The 14,369-nt window shown below is 58.7% G+C and carries 16 protein-coding genes, 1 tRNA gene and 1 pseudogene; 12 read left to right on the top strand and 6 right to left on the bottom strand.

Annotation, left to right across the window (positions count from 1 at the left end; translation table 11 throughout):
• The 4 genes and pseudogenes from NW851_RS04730 to NW851_RS04745 form a co-directional block, all read left to right on the top strand.
• A pseudogene (locus tag NW851_RS04730) lies at nt 1–132 on the top strand (IS630 family transposase); the annotation flags it as partial.
• Complete coding sequence (locus NW851_RS04735) at nt 104–610, top strand: hypothetical protein (protein ID WP_414337174.1); 507 nt, start codon at nt 104–106, stop codon at nt 608–610. The pseudogene NW851_RS04730 and the gene NW851_RS04735, both read left to right, overlap by 29 nt.
• Nucleotides 611–633: 23 nt before the next feature.
• Nucleotides 634–1,185: a hypothetical protein gene (locus NW851_RS04740; protein ID WP_414337175.1), complete on the top strand. Its 552-nt coding sequence runs from the start codon at nt 634–636 to the stop codon at nt 1,183–1,185.
• On the top strand, nt 1,136–1,819 hold the full coding sequence (locus tag NW851_RS04745; protein ID WP_414337176.1) for a hypothetical protein: 684 nt from the start codon (nt 1,136–1,138) through the stop codon (nt 1,817–1,819). Before NW851_RS04740 ends, NW851_RS04745 begins: the two co-directional genes overlap by 50 nt.
• A gap of 27 nt (nt 1,820–1,846) precedes the next feature.
• Here NW851_RS04745 and NW851_RS04750 read toward each other — a convergent pair.
• The 4 genes from NW851_RS04750 to ureG all read right to left on the bottom strand — a co-directional run bounded on the left by NW851_RS04750 (nt 1,847) and on the right by ureG (nt 4,960).
• Nucleotides 1,847–1,926, bottom strand: a tRNA-Leu gene (locus tag NW851_RS04750).
• A 49-nt stretch (nt 1,927–1,975) separates the two neighbouring features.
• Entirely contained in the window at nt 1,976–3,490 is a 1,515-nt protein-coding gene (locus NW851_RS04755; RefSeq protein WP_414335231.1) for a hypothetical protein, read from the bottom strand.
• A gap of 37 nt (nt 3,491–3,527) precedes the next feature.
• On the bottom strand, nt 3,528–4,313 hold the full coding sequence (locus NW851_RS04760; protein ID WP_414337177.1) for an urease accessory protein UreD: 786 nt from the start codon (nt 4,311–4,313) through the stop codon (nt 3,528–3,530).
• Nucleotides 4,310–4,960 (bottom strand): urease accessory protein UreG, encoded by a 651-nt coding sequence (gene ureG, locus NW851_RS04765; protein ID WP_414335227.1) that lies wholly within the window; start codon nt 4,958–4,960, stop codon nt 4,310–4,312. The genes NW851_RS04760 and ureG overlap by 4 nt, the downstream gene beginning before the upstream one ends.
• A 71-nt stretch (nt 4,961–5,031) precedes the next feature.
• Between ureG and NW851_RS04770 the strand changes: the two genes are divergently transcribed.
• Nucleotides 5,032–5,286, top strand: a complete 255-nt coding sequence (locus NW851_RS04770; protein WP_414335225.1) for a hypothetical protein — start codon at nt 5,032–5,034, stop codon at nt 5,284–5,286.
• 162 nt (nt 5,287–5,448) lie between these two features.
• Nucleotides 5,449–6,006: a carboxymuconolactone decarboxylase family protein gene (locus NW851_RS04775; protein WP_414337178.1), complete on the top strand. Its 558-nt coding sequence runs from the start codon at nt 5,449–5,451 to the stop codon at nt 6,004–6,006.
• On the opposite strand, the gene NW851_RS04780 is transcribed toward NW851_RS04775, so the two are convergent.
• Entirely contained in the window at nt 6,003–6,326 is a 324-nt protein-coding gene (locus tag NW851_RS04780) for a DUF3288 family protein (RefSeq protein WP_414335221.1), read from the bottom strand. The genes NW851_RS04775 and NW851_RS04780 overlap by 4 nt on opposite strands.
• A 173-nt stretch (nt 6,327–6,499) precedes the next feature.
• On the opposite strand from NW851_RS04780, the gene NW851_RS04785 reads away from it, so the two are divergent.
• The 4 genes from NW851_RS04785 to ndhI are packed head-to-tail and all read left to right on the top strand — an operon-like array spanning nt 6,500 to nt 9,764.
• Nucleotides 6,500–7,684 (top strand): NAD(P)H-quinone oxidoreductase subunit H, encoded by a 1,185-nt coding sequence (locus NW851_RS04785; RefSeq protein ID WP_414335237.1) that lies wholly within the window; start codon nt 6,500–6,502, stop codon nt 7,682–7,684.
• Nucleotides 7,685–7,714: 30 nt separating this feature from the next.
• Nucleotides 7,715–7,918 carry a hypothetical protein gene (locus NW851_RS04790; protein ID WP_414335220.1) on the top strand — a complete coding sequence of 68 codons (204 nt, stop codon included), beginning with the start codon at nt 7,715–7,717 and terminating at the stop codon, nt 7,916–7,918.
• 59 nt (nt 7,919–7,977) lie between these two features.
• On the top strand, nt 7,978–9,099 hold the full coding sequence (gene nuoH / locus NW851_RS04795; RefSeq protein ID WP_414335218.1) for an NADH-quinone oxidoreductase subunit NuoH: 1,122 nt from the start codon (nt 7,978–7,980) through the stop codon (nt 9,097–9,099).
• A 47-nt stretch (nt 9,100–9,146) separates the two neighbouring features.
• Nucleotides 9,147–9,764 carry an NAD(P)H-quinone oxidoreductase subunit I gene (ndhI, locus tag NW851_RS04800; RefSeq protein ID WP_414335216.1) on the top strand — a complete coding sequence of 206 codons (618 nt, stop codon included), beginning with the start codon at nt 9,147–9,149 and terminating at the stop codon, nt 9,762–9,764.
• Nucleotides 9,765–9,984: 220 nt separating this feature from the next.
• Here the strand turns inward: ndhI and NW851_RS04805 are convergent, their stop codons facing one another.
• Entirely contained in the window at nt 9,985–11,526 is a 1,542-nt protein-coding gene (locus NW851_RS04805) for a right-handed parallel beta-helix repeat-containing protein (RefSeq protein WP_414337179.1), read from the bottom strand.
• A 373-nt stretch (nt 11,527–11,899) separates the two neighbouring features.
• On the opposite strand from NW851_RS04805, the gene pdxA reads away from it, so the two are divergent.
• Together pdxA and NW851_RS04815 are read left to right on the top strand one after the other, a co-directional pair.
• Entirely contained in the window at nt 11,900–12,946 is a 1,047-nt protein-coding gene (gene pdxA, locus NW851_RS04810) for a 4-hydroxythreonine-4-phosphate dehydrogenase PdxA (RefSeq protein WP_414335236.1), read from the top strand.
• A 44-nt stretch (nt 12,947–12,990) separates the two neighbouring features.
• Nucleotides 12,991–14,106: an aldo/keto reductase gene (locus NW851_RS04815; RefSeq protein ID WP_414335235.1), complete on the top strand. Its 1,116-nt coding sequence runs from the start codon at nt 12,991–12,993 to the stop codon at nt 14,104–14,106.
• Nucleotides 14,107–14,369 lie beyond the last annotated feature (263 nt).

Raw genomic sequence — 14,369 nt, forward strand, 5'->3', positions numbered from 1 at the left:
AAGCATTTTATTCGGCAGTTTTCCAGAGTTGGGAAGTATAGCCTGGAGCAGATAGTGCAGACTTCTTTACTACTGATCAATCCATCCTGCTTCCAGAGTTGGTTTGCTAAGTGTTGCTACTGTACCCCTTGATTCTTTAACAGGCTGTACTGCACTTGGGCTTGCAGAACTTAGGCTTGCAGAAAATTTGCTCAAACCCAAGCCCCCCGAACCCCCAACCAGGCTCCCCAGTTTGGTTGTGCTAGCCTCGAGGGCTAGCCAGTTTCGCGAATACTTTTCTCACCTTTCTCCCGGACAAAAAATAACAGAGAAGAATGCGTGTGAGCTTCTGTATAAAAACTCAAAGTATATCTGGAGAGGCACACAGAAAGAGTTTGAGGCTCTGAAAGAGGAAGTCGAGAAGTTTCCGGCTGAAAATCTCAATGATGAAAGTGCTTTTTATCTAGTGGCCCTCGAGACTGACGAGGAGCTTCCTGGACTTCGCAAAGATGCGAGTCCTCTTAAGCGAAGAGATGCGTTTCTGGCTCTATGCAGTAAAGCGAAGATTATCTGGATTTCCCCCCCATTACATTTAAACTCCTTTGCCAACAAGGATTTCTACCTTGTGTGACCGGAACTTTGGGAGCGTAAGTCATGCTCATTCCAACTCTCCTTTTTGCTTCTCCTTCGATTGTCAGCGGGCTTTTGGATGGATCCCTGGTTCGCTACGGTGGCGTTGTTCGAGAAGCTGCCACGGGTCGCATCGTCAAGCATTTGGCCGAAGCTCCTGGCCTGACCAGCTTGCTGATGAATGCGCCGGTATCTCCTGAATCCGTGATTAATGCCCTTGGTCACCAAGCCACTCATCGAAAGCTTGAGGTTTTGCAGCAGACTGCCACCAAGATTTTGGGGCTTTCTCAGGTAGCTGCTGGCGCTAGCGTTTTAAACCTGGGGGTTAGCGCTATTGGCTTTACCTACATGCATTTCCGCCTGAATCAGTTGCAAGGCTCTATTGCCCGCCTAGAAAAGATTGTTAGGGAAGGGATCCAAGACATCCAGCAAAAGCTAGATGCACTTTCTGGCCAACTGGCCTATTTGCAAGCTTTGGCCGTTCAGAGTAGAGCCGAAATTCTGTTGGCTATCTCCAATTTGCATCGTGCTCTTTTCATTCAAAGTCTTGCTAAGCTGCAGGCACCGATTCCCTGAGGCTTCTCCTCGCGATGCCCTTAAGGCGCTAGCGGAAGCCCGCATCTTTTTCTCCGACCAAGCCCATCAGATCCCTGTTGAGCGCCAGGCCCACTGCCTACTGCTTGGCGATATTGCCCTCAAGGGTTGGGCAGTTTCCCTAGTGGCGGAATCCCAGCTTCTGCTTAAGCATGGGTACCTGCAAGATGCCGTCGATGCCCTGGACTTTGAGGTTCCTCGTTTCCGGGAACTAAGCGAAAGGTGGTGTGCAGCTCTCTTGCCAGCGGATCGACCTCAGCTCCGGACGGCCTATACGTACACAGCTCCCGGCTTTGCTGGCCACATCTCTAGCGAACGCATCCAGCGCATTGCTCGTCTTTCCCCATTTGATCGAGCGCTTACACCGGAGCAGCGCTTCCTTAGGGAAAAGAATCTTTCTGTCGAGTTCCAGATGACCTACTTCCAAGAGCTGGACAAGTCTTGGTACCTTTCCCAAGCGGCTTTAGCCGAATACCTAGACACCCTCAGCGAGCTCGCGGAGCGCCTTGAAAGTCTCCAGTCTTTTGCTCACCTCTGTCGAGAGCTTAACCAGGCGGATCCCTACCAATTGATCCCATCTGAACCCCAAAGTCTTTATCTATTATCTGCTGGGTAATACCTGCAGCCTAGCAGCTCGAGGGCATGGGCAAGGTCGGATTCGAACCGACACGGTTTCCCGCCGCATTTTGAGTGCGGTGCGTCTACCAGTTTCGCCACTCGCCCGGACTAGAAACATTATCCTACTGAACCGGCGCAACCTCGTCAACCACTCCTACGCGCTGCGGGCTTGCTGCAGTTGTTGAGCTTTTTGCCGCAGCTTGCGGGTTTGCTCCATCACTTCCTCCAGATCTTCGTGGGAGAGGCGCTCCACGTAGTTGATCTTGATTTCTTCCAGCAAGTCCTGTAACAGGGAGCGAATTTCCTCCAGCGCATGTTGCTGGGTGAGTTCGTTGGCCAAGACTTCGCCAAAGCGCCGCAACAGTTGGGCCGCCAACTGGGAGCCGACGGGATCCTCGAAGCTGTTGGTCAAGGTTTTATAGGTGGTGGTGGTCAGCTCGCTGGCCAGGCGCTCTGTCAGTTGGCCGGGCAGGGATCCGAGGCCGGGCAGCCGTTCCAGGGTTTGCAGGGCGGGGAGTTGTTTGAGCAGGCCACCCAGGTTGTAGCGGAGCAATTGCTCCACCTCCGGCTGGACCTGGGGCAGGACGCGGTAGAGGACGGTGCGAAAAACCAGGTTGGCAATGGCTTCCAGCTCGTTGATCTCGTTGAGGTCGATGTAGCTGCGGGAGGGATCGGCTGCCGGCAACAGGGGCAGGGATCCCCGCTGGATGGATGCCTGGATTTGGTTGATCACCCGCACGACGATGACCTCGGTCAGGTCTTCGGCGAAGTTGGCGACAAAGCCTTGGCTCACCTGAGCGCGAACCCGCTCCAGATCCAGCAACTGCGCCTGTCCCAGCCGGATGGTAACCGGGATCACCCGCAGCCAGCGCCAAAAGGGCAGCAGCAGCAGCACATCGTACCAGCGCCAGAGCATGGCATCCAGCCAATTGACGCCGGTGTAGCGACGGCTGATGGCCACCGTGCGCAGCACAAATTCCAGCCCAAACAGCAAGGCAAAGGGAAGGTCCAGCAGGGGGAAAAAGTCCACCGGGTTGCCGCTCTCGCCGATGGGGCGGGAGTAATTGGTCTCGAAGAGGGGGCGCAGGCGGGCCTGGAAAAATTCGATCCCGTCTTTGGGATCGACGCTGGCCAAGTATTCGGCAGTCCAGAAGCGGGCGAAGGCAGCCCTGGCCGAGTCGGCTTCGGGGATGTGCTCCCGCATCAAGTTGAGGATGCGCACAAACTGGCCAGTTTTGTTGGCGGCCTGAAAGGGGTTGGTCTCGATCATCTCGTCGCTCAGTTGCCGCAGGCGGGCTAGGATCGGTGCCGCTGCTTCCGACTCCACCCCAAAGCGCAGGGTGACCTGGCGCAGCTCATCCACCAGGGCCAAGTAGCGCTGGGTTTCCGGGTTGGGCTCAATGCCTTTAACCGGGTCGTACAGGTCGGTTACCGGGGAGCGGCTGGTCTGTTGGGAGAGGATGGGCAAGGGAATGGGAGGGCCAAAGGCACCGAAGATCTGCACCCGCCCCTGGAGCCAGAAGTCTCGCCAGGGCACGTAGCTGAGGTCGAAGAGCACCAAGCACAGGTTGCCCAAAGCCAGCAGGGCCATTCCTTTTTCGTAGAGGAGGAGCCAGCGGCTTCGCCCCTTGCGGACGGAACGTCTGATAATGCGTCGAGCGGCGTTCATGATCTCGTGCAACGGGTTGGGCTAAGCCAGCCCTAGCCTACCACCCCTGGTTTGAGCTTCTCTTGGCCGGGGCAAGCTGTTGCACAACTTGGCCAAACTGCTGCCAGATGGCCTCTGCCTGGGGTCCCACCTGGCGCAAGATCCAGCCCTGACAGATGGGATCCGGCGACCGCAGCAGCCAGTGGTGCGTATCCGTCGGCCACTCCGGCTCTGGCCAATCCCCCAGTAAGTACAGGGATCCCCAGCAGAGATGGGATCCCAGCACCGACGCGGCGGAGATATGCTGGTGGGGAAAGCGCAGGTCTAGGTGCTCCTGCAGCCAGAGTTTGCTCCCGTCTGTGGAGGCGGGGATCCCGGCAGCGACCCAAACCCGCAAGCTGCTGGAAAGGCGCCGAAACTGCCAGCATTCCCCCATGGCCAGCCGCCCGGCTGTCCAGATCTCGGCATAGGCCAGGCGGGCACTGGGATCCAGTTCGATCTGCACCTGTTGGCGGAAGTCTGCTCCTGCGCCCAGAATGGTCGGGTGAGGGATCCAGATCAGTTGGCTGGTGGGAGCCAGCTTGACCTTGGCCTGTTGCCGGCTCAGGCCGGGGTGGAGGCGGGTTGCCCCTTGGGTGCGAATTTCCAGCGCTGCGCCTGCCCCCAGCTCGATGGCGATGCGGTGGCGATCCCCGCCCAGCAGTCCACCATTGGGGTTGCGTAGGTAATAGAGTGGCGGCTCACCCGGGGATCCCAGCCATTGCAGGGGGGCCTGAGAATACTCCCAAATGTGGGTCTGTTGGCCTTGGCGGCTGATCTTCAAGAGGGCCTTGCCGAAGTTCACAGGTGGCTCACAGAGGGAGAATCGGCCTGGATGGAGCGAAAGAGCACCTCCCGCTCCAGCCAGCCCAGGATCTGCTCCAGCCCCTCGCCCGTGCGCAGGTTGGTGAAGACAAAAGGCCTGTCCCCCCGCATGCGGCGGGCATCCCGTTCCATCACCCCCAAGTCTGCCCCTACGTAGGGCGCCAGGTCGATCTTGTTGATCACCAGCAGGTCAGAGCGGGTGATCCCCGGCCCCCCCTTGCGCGGGATCTTGTCCCCTTCGGCCACATCAATAACATAGATGCAGGCATCCACCAGCTCTGGGCTGAAGGTGGCTGCCAAGTTATCCCCCCCCGATTCCACCAGGATGAGATCCAGGGGACAGAAGCGGCGCTCCAGCTCCTGAATGGCATCGAGGTTGAGGGAGGCGTCTTCCCGAATGGCCGTGTGGGGACAGCCGCCGGTCTCCACGCCGATGATCCGCTCCGCTTCCAGCGCCTTGGCCCGCACCAAAAACTCGGCATCTTCGCGGGTATAAATGTCGTTGGTCACCACGGCCAAAGACAGGTGATCCCGCAGCGACAGACAGAGCTTTTCCACCAGGGCGGTTTTTCCGGATCCCACCGGGCCGCCAATGCCAACCCGTACCGGCTGAGCAGTCTGCACCATTGTGCCCGACCTCTGATACTTGAGGCTCTTTTTGGGCATTTTAGAACCAGGTGCTCGCAAGGGATCCGGGTATGGTTCGACTTTTGGTGGCAACTGCCGTGGTGCTGGTGGGCTTTTTGGTTGTGAACCGCCTCTATCGCAACCCGCTCGGTTCAGAGCCGAGGCCGGAACAGGCCAGCCCTGAGGCCGCCCAGCAAGGAATCCCCCAGGGAGGGCCGCTGCAGATCTACCAGTCGCGGGAACAGCTCCAGCAAACCCTCAATCAAGGGGCTACGGCCACCCAACAGCAGGTAGAAGCCATCGAGCAATCCTTGGGCAACCCATGACCGGGAAAAGCTTTTCAGGCAAGAATTGCCGGAAGGTTCGAAGTTCAATCCTGGGCGGGAGCAGGGATCCCTGAGGAAACAGCCAGGGCAGCGGAGTGGAAGGCTTGGGCGGATCCCCCAAACGCGCTAAAGTCGAGAATGCTGCAATTTTATAGATCATCCATGCGGATCCCTCCTGTTCCCCCAGAAAAAGCCGACAAGCAACTGCAGAAGGTTTACGAAAGCCTGGAGAAAACCTATGGCACCGCCCTCAACCCGCTACAGGTGATGGCCCATAAGCCGCAACTGATGCGGGCGGTGATGAACCTTTACGGGGCGCTGCACACCGACAACCCCAACTTGCCCGAAGAGCTGAAGGAGCTGGTCAGCATCCGCATTGCCCAGATCAACGGCTGCCGCCACTACTGCCTGCCCTACCACACCCTGCAGGCGCAAAAACACGGAGCTAGCCCGGCCAAAATTGCGGCGGTGGCCCAGGCCCGCACCAGCACCCTCTACACCGAGGCGGAGAAACTGGCCATCGAGTACGCCGAGCGCATGACCGTGCCCAGCATGGTGGTTACCGATAGCTTCTTTGCCCAACTCAAAGCCATCTGGTCGGATGAAGATCTGGTGGAGCTCTCGGCCTGGATCGGCTTTATGAACTTCTGGACCAAGGTCATCGCCGCTTTGGATGTGCCTCTGGATCCTGTTTTTGCGGAGCAACTCCAGGCCTCCTAGGCCCAGTCGTCTCGCGTGCTGAAGCTGCGGTCGTACACCTGGCCGCGAGCGTGGATCTGGCGGGTGCGGGCAAACAGCTCCTCTTCGCTCAGGCCCCACTGTTCCAGGATCTGATCCAAATCCTGCTGCAGATCCCAGGCGCCAGGGAAACCTTGATAGCGGATGCGCAGACGGGCGACTTCGGCCAGCACCCAATCGGAGGGAGGGTTCTCCCGAGCCTGCGCCATCAGCTCATCAAGCACAGCCCTGTCGGTAGCATATAGCGGATGCTGTTGCTCCCGCCGAGATAAGCCATTCGGGGGTGAACCAGATGCCGCCATCCCTCTCCTTACCTTTTTTTAAAACACTCTAGCCGAACCCATTAGGGGATCCTCAATGACGAAAATTGGGATCCCTGATGGCCCGAGAGATCGAGGAACCGCGGGAAAGCCGTTATACTGCAAATGTTGCAGACCATAAACATTCTTCAGTTGCGGAGGCGGCGGCTATGCCCATGCCCATGATCGAGACCCGTACCGACCGGATGCTGCTCAACTTTGGGCCGCACCATCCCTCTATGCACGGGGTCTTGCGCCTGCTGGTCACCCTCGATGGCGAAAACATCGTCGATTGCGAGCCGGTGATCGGCTACTTGCACCGCGGCATGGAAAAAATTGCCGAAAACCGCACCGTGGTGCAATACCTGCCCTACGTCTCCCGCTGGGACTACGGCGCTGGCATGTTCAACGAGGCCATCACCGTCAACGCCGTCGAGAAACTGGCTGGGATCCCGGTGCCCCGGCGGGCCAGCTACTTGCGGGTGATCATGTTGGAGCTGACCCGCATCACCAACCACCTGCTCTGGTTCGGCCCCTTCTTGGCGGACTTAGGCGCCCAAACCCCCTTCCTCTATGCTATGCGGGAGCGGGAGTGGATCTTGGATTTGTTTGAAGCCGTCACCGGCATGCGCCTCATCAACAACAACTACTTCCGCGTCGGGGGCGTAGCGGTGGATCTGCCCTACGGCTGGACGGAAAAATGCCTCGATTTTTGCGAGTACTTCCTGCCCAAAGTAGATGAGTACGAGCGGCTGGTTACCGACAACCCCATTTTCCGCCGGCGGCTGGAAGGGGTGGGGGTCATCTCCAAGCAGGATGCCATCAACTGGGGTCTATCCGGCCCCATGCTGCGCGCCTGCGGCGTCAACTGGGATCTGCGCAAGGTGGATCACTACGAGTGCTACGACGACTTCGACTGGGAGGTGGCCGTTTACCCAGAGGGGGATTGCCTGGCCCGCTATCGGGTGCGCATGAAGGAGATGCGCCAGTCCTGCAAAATTGTCCAGCAGGCGGTGAAGGCCCTGCCCGGTGGCCCCTTTGAAAATCTGGAAGCCAAACGCATGCTGGAGGGGCCAAAGTCGGAGTGGAACAAAGGCGATTACCAGTTCATCAGCAAAAAACCCTCGGCCAACTTCAAGATCCCCAAAGGAGAGGCCTACGTGCGGGTGGAGAGCGCCAAAGGCGAGCTGGGCATTTACATCGTCGGCGACGACAACGTCTGTCCGTGGCGCTGGAAGATCCGCCCCCCCGGCTTTGTCAACCTGCAGGTGCTGCCTCAGCTCATTCGCGGCATGAAGGTAGCCGATATGATCGCCATTCTGGGCAGCATCGACATCATCATGGGGGAGGTGGATCGCTAAAATACCGCTAGGAAAGCGAGGATAAAGGCGATGGCCTGGGCGATCTTGGTTCTGCCGCTCTTGATTGTTGCAACTATTGCCGCAATTATCGGCCCCAAGCAATGGGCCAAGTACCAAGAAGAAAGGCGTCGCCGCGCAGAGCAGCTATCCGATGCTCGCCTCCAGGCCATCATTCAGCAGGAGCTACGCCGCCGCCACCGTCCCCCTCAGTCGGATCCCAACGGCAAGGCTTAGTTAACGCACGGGATCCAAGGTTTTTTTGACTCACCGTCTTTAGGGAGCTACTCAACCCCATGACAACTGCCGGTATCGACCTACAGCTTGGCTTTGAGACTGCCCTGCAAAACTTGGGCTTGGGCCCAGGTGCTGCCCACGCCCTCTGGATGCCCCTACCCATGTTGTTGCTGGTCATCGCCGCCACTCTAGGGGTGATGGTGATGACTTGGCTGGAGCGCAAGATCTCGGCAGCGGCCCAACAGCGGATTGGCCCCAACATGGCCGGGCCGCAGGGGGTGCTGATCCCGATTGCCGATGGCCTCAAGCTCTTGACGAAGGAAGATGTGCTGCCCAGCCTGGCCGACCCGGTTTTGTTCACGCTGGGGCCGATCCTCGTTTTCCTGCCGGTCTTTTTGTGCTACCTGGTGGTTCCCTTCGGCCAGAACCTGTTGATCTCCAACATCGCCATCGGCGTCTTTTTCCTGATCGCCACCTCCAGCGTGCAGCCCATCGGCTTGTTGATGTCCGGCTACGGCTCCAACAACAAGTATTCCCTGCTGGGGGGGCTGCGGGCGGCGGCCCAGTCGATCAGCTACGAGCTACCCCTAGCTCTGTCGGTGCTGGCGGTGGTGCTGATGAGCAACGGCTTGGACACCGTGGGGATTGTGGAGCAGCAGAGCGGACTGGGGATCCTCAGTTGGAACGTCTGGCGGCAGCCGATTGGCTTTGTCATTTTCTTGATCTCGGCCCTGGCGGAAACGGAGCGGATCCCGTTCGACTTGCCGGAAGCCGAGGAGGAGCTGGTGGCTGGCTACCAAACGGAGTACTCCGGCATGAAATTTGCCCTGTTTTATCTGGGATCCTACGCCAACTTGCTGCTGGCTTCCCTGATTGCAGCGGTGTTGTACTTGGGCGGCTGGTCGTTCGTGGTGCCGGTGGAGACGATCGCCGCCTGGGCTGGGATCCCGTTGGACAACCCCTTTTTGCAGATCGGCGCGGCGGTCTTAGGGATTCTCATGACGATGGTCAAGGCTTTTATCTTCGTGTTCTTGGCCATCCTCTTGCGCTGGACCTTGCCGCGGGTGCGTATTGACCAACTGCTGGACTTGGGGTGGAAATTTCTGCTGCCCGTCTCGTTTGTCAATTTGCTGTTGACGGCAGCTTTGAAACTCGCCTTCCCAAGCGTTTTCGGGGGTTGAATGAAAGTAATGAAAGTAAAGAAAGCGAGAGAGGGAGAGAACAGGCCATGACTTTTCTGAAGCGAGTTGGCGAATACGTAAGCGATGCTTTCAAAGCGGCCAAGTACATCGGCCAGGGGATGGGGGTGGTTTTCGACCACATGGGCCGTCGCCCGGTGACTGTGCAATACCCCTTTGAAAAGCTGATCCCCTCCGAGCGCTTTCGGGGACGCATTCATTTCGAGTTCGATAAGTGCATTGCCTGCGAGATCTGTGTTCGGGTTTGCCCCATCGACCTGCCGGTGGTGGACTGGGCCTATAACACCGAGATGAAGAAAAAAGAGCTTTACAGCTACAGCATCGATTTTGGAGTGTGCATTTTCTGTGCCAATTGTGTGGAGTTTTGCCCCACCAATTGCCTCTCGGTTACCGAAGATTATGAGCTAGCCACCTACGATCGCCACGACCTCAACTACCACCAGGTGGCGATGGGCCGTTTGCCTTCCAAGGTCACGGAAGACCCGATGGTGACGCCGCTGCGGGAGTTTGCCTACCTGCCCAAGGGGGTGATCGATCCCCATGAGCTGCCTGCCGGATCCCAGCGGGCTGGCAAGCGGCCGGAGGAGATTCTGGCAGAAATGAGAGCCGCCAAAGAGGCGAAAGCAGCCAAGGCCGCCGTGGAATAGGGATCCCCTGCACTCGGCACTGCTGCCCCTCACCCCCGACCCCTCTCCCCCTGGGAGAGGGGAGAAGAACTCTGCTTCAAGAAGGTGTTTTGTGGCCGCTATGGCTGTTTGAACTTGTGCGGCTCACTTGTCTGCAAGGTGGGGAAAAGTTTTCTGGATCCCTGAGTCAAGAACTGGAATGGGGGTGTCCAGGACGAATGGATGCCAGCCTTAGCCAACTTTAGGGAAAGGAAAAGGTAAACCTGCTCGCAGAGCTAGGAGAGGTGGCCGATCCGCTGAAGGTTTGTGCGGCGCTTCCGCTTTTGCGAACTGTTACAGTAAAGGGAATGGGAGCAGTGACCTGAGAACAGCGCCGGAACAACCTCACCTCAATAAGGTACAGGCCTGAGGGCGGGGTGGAGGCCCAAAAAACATTCTCTACAGGATTTTCTGTTACGGCAACGCAGTCGGCATTGGCATCCACATCTAGCTGTCCCCCAGAAGGAATAACCCGATTGTCAAAAAACACTGTCTGCTGCCTGGGATCCGTGACATATAGGTCAAGGTCATCGATAGTGCTCCAGGTGAGAGTAATCTGAATTGGGCCGGTGCCGAGCACCGGGGGAGTTGGAGATGGCCTCGGAGTCGGAACAGGGGTCGCTGTCGGCGTCGGCGCAGATCCGCCGCCGATTCTCTCAGCAAAGTTCCCCTGGAAGCTGTTGCCGGCCAAGTAGGCGGCGACTACTGCCGCCGGTGTGCCGGGGGCTACTTGAATGGCTACCCCCGCGCCCTCGCCCCGAGCTAGGAACGTATTTCCGGTAATGGTGCGGGCCTGGGTTCCTTGCAAGATGCGAATGCCGACGCTGCCGGCTATCCTGCCCACGCCGATCTGGTTGGATTGAATCGCCGGCACCGATCCCGCTCCATCCAGTTGGATCCCGGTGGTGCCGCCGGCATCTGTCTGGCGAGCCTGCAGCGCCAACCCAGCCGCAGCAGTAGGCGGATCCCCTTCGATCTGGTTGTTGCGGAAGATCCCGCCGGAGTTGTTGCTGTAGCGAACCGCCAAAGCTCCCAGAGCTTGCAGGAGGATCGCGTTGTTCTCGAGGGTGGGATTGCTCCCCGGCACAGTGCCTATACCCACCCCACCGGCTTTGCTGACAATGGGTGAGACGCTCGCGACTCGGCCATTGCCGGAGATCTGCACACAGGGATCCAAAAATTGCTGGCACAGAATCTGAGCCAGTTGGCCCAAAGCCCCTTCCAGGACGGCGGCATTGCCGTTGACCAAGATGTTGGAGCGGGGATCGTTGAGGGTGACCTTGCGCGGCTGAAAGGTGCCGTCGTTCACCTGAACCCGTCCGCCCCCCAGCACCACGTCCACCCCCTGCAGGCTGGTTTGGCTGGCTACAATCACGTCAAACAGGCCGGTGAGGATCTCGTAAGCTGTGGAGTTGGTGACGCGAATGCGCCCGCCATTGGTGCCGTCGCCCCCATCCAGGGCCAGGTTGCTTTGCAAAGTTTCCCTGCCCGTCCCCAAGATCTGGATCAGCACCTCTAGCCCCGCTGTGGCGCTCTGTAGCCGCTGCGCTTCCGCAACTGCATCGGCCAGCTTGGTGAAGGGGCCCCTGACCGGATCCACTCTTAGGATGACAGGCTCCCCAGCCGGTGGCGAAAGAGACGGAGAGCTGCTGCCACTCCCCCCACAGCCGAGGGCAGCCCCCGCCAACAGGGGCAGCAGCAGGGAACGGATCCTCCAAGCAGATTTGGATACCTGGTCGGCCATAGGTGGAAAGCTCTTTACAAGTGCCTACTCGGTCAAGACTATCAGAGCAGCCAACAACTGCGACAAAGTACAGACGGCCGAGCCGGTGAAAATACTCTCTAACGAATCCCCTGCTCAGTCAATCCTTTGCCAGGGATCCGCAATCAATTGGCAACAAAAATCTCAAAAATCTAACGTTCTTCGGGAACTTGGATGGTTGCGGCGATAATGTCCTGCTTCAGCTTTCTGCGTGCTCTCTAGAAATTGGAAGCGGAAAGAAGAAAGCCTGCTGGCGGGCCTGGGGCCAGAATGGATTAACGTATCCCCCTTTTTGGGGGATCTCTAGGAATTGGCAAGAAAAGAAAAAGGAGCGCCTGTCTTGTCGAGAGAAGACCTGATGAGCCTGTCACTGCCCAAACTGGCCCTGACGTTGGGGGATCCCACGGGAATTGGGCCGGAGATTGTGCTCAAGGCGCTGGCAGAGCCCGAGGTGCGGGCCTGTGCGCGGATTACCGTGGTGGGCGATCGGCAGGTTTTGGAAGCTACCCACTGCCTACTGAGGGAGAGGTGTGCGGCTACCTTGGCCGATCCGGCAGGGATCCCAATGCTGGAATGCGACACAGGCTTTCGGTTACAGTCTGGCCGTATTGGTCGAGGGGATGCCGAGGGTGGGGCGGCCAGTTTTGTGTACCTGAAAACGGCAATCGAACAGACGCTGGGGGGCGAGTTTCAGGGGATCGTGACAGCGCCCATCGCCAAATATCTGTGGCATCGAGCCGGCTACCGCTTCCCCGGCCAAACAGAGGTGTTGGCCCAACTGAGCGGATCTGAACGCTACGGGATGATGTTTGTCGCCCGTTCCCCCCACAGCAGTTGGCAGATGCGGGTTTTGCTGGCCACCACCCACATTCCCTTTGGCCAAGTGCCCACTGTGCTGACCCCAGACTTAGTGCGCACAAAGCTGGACTTGCTGGTGGGATCCCTGCGCCACACCTTCGGGATCCCGGATCCCGTGATCGCGGTGGCCGGCCTCAATCCCCATGCCGGCGAACGGGGTCAACTGGGATCTGAGGAAAAAGAATGGCTGACCGAGCTGCTGCGCACCTATCCCCACGCCCAAATCTGGGGGCCGCTTCCCCCTGACACCATGTGGCTGGCTCCCGCGCAAGCCTGGCACGGCCAAGGATCCCCAGCCGTGGCCGATGCCTACTTGGCTCTCTATCATGATCAAGGCCTGATCCCGGTGAAGATGCTGGCTTTTGAGCGGGCAGTTAACCTGACGATCGGGTTGCCTTTCATCCGCACCTCCCCTGACCATGGCACCGCCTTCGATATTGCCGGCCAAGGGGTGGCCCGCGCCGAGAGCCTCAAGCAGGCGATCCGGCTGGCAGCAGAACTGCTGGGCAACAATTCCCAACAATGCCTGTACCCGGCAATCTGAGGCTGTCTCCCGCCTTGAGGGGACGATTGGATGCGAGAACCGGAATGCTCTACCGCCGCTTTGGACGCACCCAGCAGCTCATTTCAGCCTTTTCTCTGGGCAGCATGCGCTTGGTCAATGTGCCCAGGGATCAGGCTCAGGCAACCGTTGAGGCAGCCTTGGCTGCAGGGATCAACCACATCGAAACGGCCCAGGCTTATGGTCACGCCGAGGCGCTCTTGGGCGAGATTTTGCCAGCTCTGCCCTTCCCACGCCATCAGTTGATTTTGACCAGCAAGCTCACTCCCAGCGATTGTCTGCGGGAGCGGCTGCAGGCATCCCTGCGCCGTCTGCGGGTGGATTATTTGGATCAGTTTGCCTTTCATGGTATCAATCTGCCGGAACATCTGGAGTGGGTACTGCAGAAAGGGCTGCCGATTCTCAAGCAGCTCCAGCAAGAAGGCTGGGTGCGCCACATTGGGTTTTCCACCCATGGATCCCTGGAGTTAATCCTGCAGGCCATCCAGACCGGATGCTTTGACTTTGTCAATTTGCACCATCACTTTTTCCAACAGCGCAATGCGCCGGCTCTGGAAGCGGCTGCCCAGCAGGATATGGGCGTGTTCATCATTTCTCCCGCCGATAAAGGGGGAATGCTCTATCGCCCCCCTCAACACCTGCAAGAGTGCTGTGCGCCCTTCAGCCCCTTGGAGTTTGCCTATCGTTTTCTGCTGGCAGATCCGCGTGTGCACACCCTCAGCTTGGGTGTCACTCATCCTGAGGAGTTGCAGGTGGCCTTGTCTGCTTTGCAGGATCCCGACCGTTGGTGGGTGGAGGGCCCACGGATCCAGGAACGGTTGCGCCAAGCCGAGCAGGAGCGTCTGGGATCCAGCCGCTGCGCTCAGTGCTACGCCTGCCTGCCCTGCCCAGAGGGGATTCACATCCCCGAAGTGCTGCGGCTGCGCAACTTGGCCATTGCCCACGACATGACAGAGTTTGCCCAGTACCGCTACAACATGTTTGGCCAAGCCGGACATTGGTTTCCGGGCTTGCCTGCCGACCGCTGTACCGAATGCGGCGACTGTTTACCCCGCTGTCCAGAGCATCTGCGGATCCCAGAGTTGCTGGCTGAGGCTCATCGGTTGCTGCATCGCTCTCCTATTCGGCGGCTCTGGGAGTAGCAGCTCGCTCTATGGCTTGACAATGCCACCTGTTTTGTTTGGTCGAGTTTAGCTCGAAGTTGGCAGAGATTTGCTTATAATTGCCTGAGCGCGTTGATTAACTTTAACTCGCAAGGCGGAGCGTCCGGGTGAACAGTCAGAGTCAAGACCGCTTAGATCGGGTGGAGCAACTGCTGGCTTGGACGGCTGAACAGGTTGCTGCCAACAGCCGAGAAATCCAGGAGCTGCATCAGTCCATCCAGGCCAGCCGCGCTGAGTCTGCC

Origin of the sequence: Synechococcus sp. H55.7 (assembly GCF_047462395.1) — a bacterium.
Classification (GTDB): Bacteria; Cyanobacteriota; Cyanobacteriia; order Thermostichales; family Thermostichaceae; genus Thermostichus.

Bases quoted from the DNA above. Each gene is read 5' to 3' on its own strand.
- NW851_RS04740 (WP_414337175.1), top strand. From the start codon at position 634: ATGCTCATTCCAACTCTCCTTTTTGCTTCTCCTTCGATTGTCAGCGGG.
- NW851_RS04755 (WP_414335231.1), bottom strand. From the start codon at position 3,490: ATGAACGCCGCTCGACGCATTATCAGACGTTCCGTCCGCAAGGGGCGA.
- ureG (WP_414335227.1), bottom strand. From the start codon at position 4,960: ATGGTGCAGACTGCTCAGCCGGTACGGGTTGGCATTGGCGGCCCGGTG.
- NW851_RS04770 (WP_414335225.1), top strand. From the start codon at position 5,032: ATGGTTCGACTTTTGGTGGCAACTGCCGTGGTGCTGGTGGGCTTTTTG.
- NW851_RS04775 (WP_414337178.1), top strand. From the start codon at position 5,449: ATGCGGATCCCTCCTGTTCCCCCAGAAAAAGCCGACAAGCAACTGCAG.
- NW851_RS04780 (WP_414335221.1), bottom strand. From the start codon at position 6,326: ATGGCGGCATCTGGTTCACCCCCGAATGGCTTATCTCGGCGGGAGCAA.
- NW851_RS04785 (WP_414335237.1), top strand. From the start codon at position 6,500: ATGCCCATGATCGAGACCCGTACCGACCGGATGCTGCTCAACTTTGGG.
- NW851_RS04790 (WP_414335220.1), top strand. From the start codon at position 7,715: ATGGCCTGGGCGATCTTGGTTCTGCCGCTCTTGATTGTTGCAACTATT.
- nuoH (WP_414335218.1), top strand. From the start codon at position 7,978: ATGACAACTGCCGGTATCGACCTACAGCTTGGCTTTGAGACTGCCCTG.
- ndhI (WP_414335216.1), top strand. From the start codon at position 9,147: ATGACTTTTCTGAAGCGAGTTGGCGAATACGTAAGCGATGCTTTCAAA.
- NW851_RS04805 (WP_414337179.1), bottom strand. From the start codon at position 11,526: ATGGCCGACCAGGTATCCAAATCTGCTTGGAGGATCCGTTCCCTGCTG.
- NW851_RS04815 (WP_414335235.1), top strand. From the start codon at position 12,991: ATGCTCTACCGCCGCTTTGGACGCACCCAGCAGCTCATTTCAGCCTTT.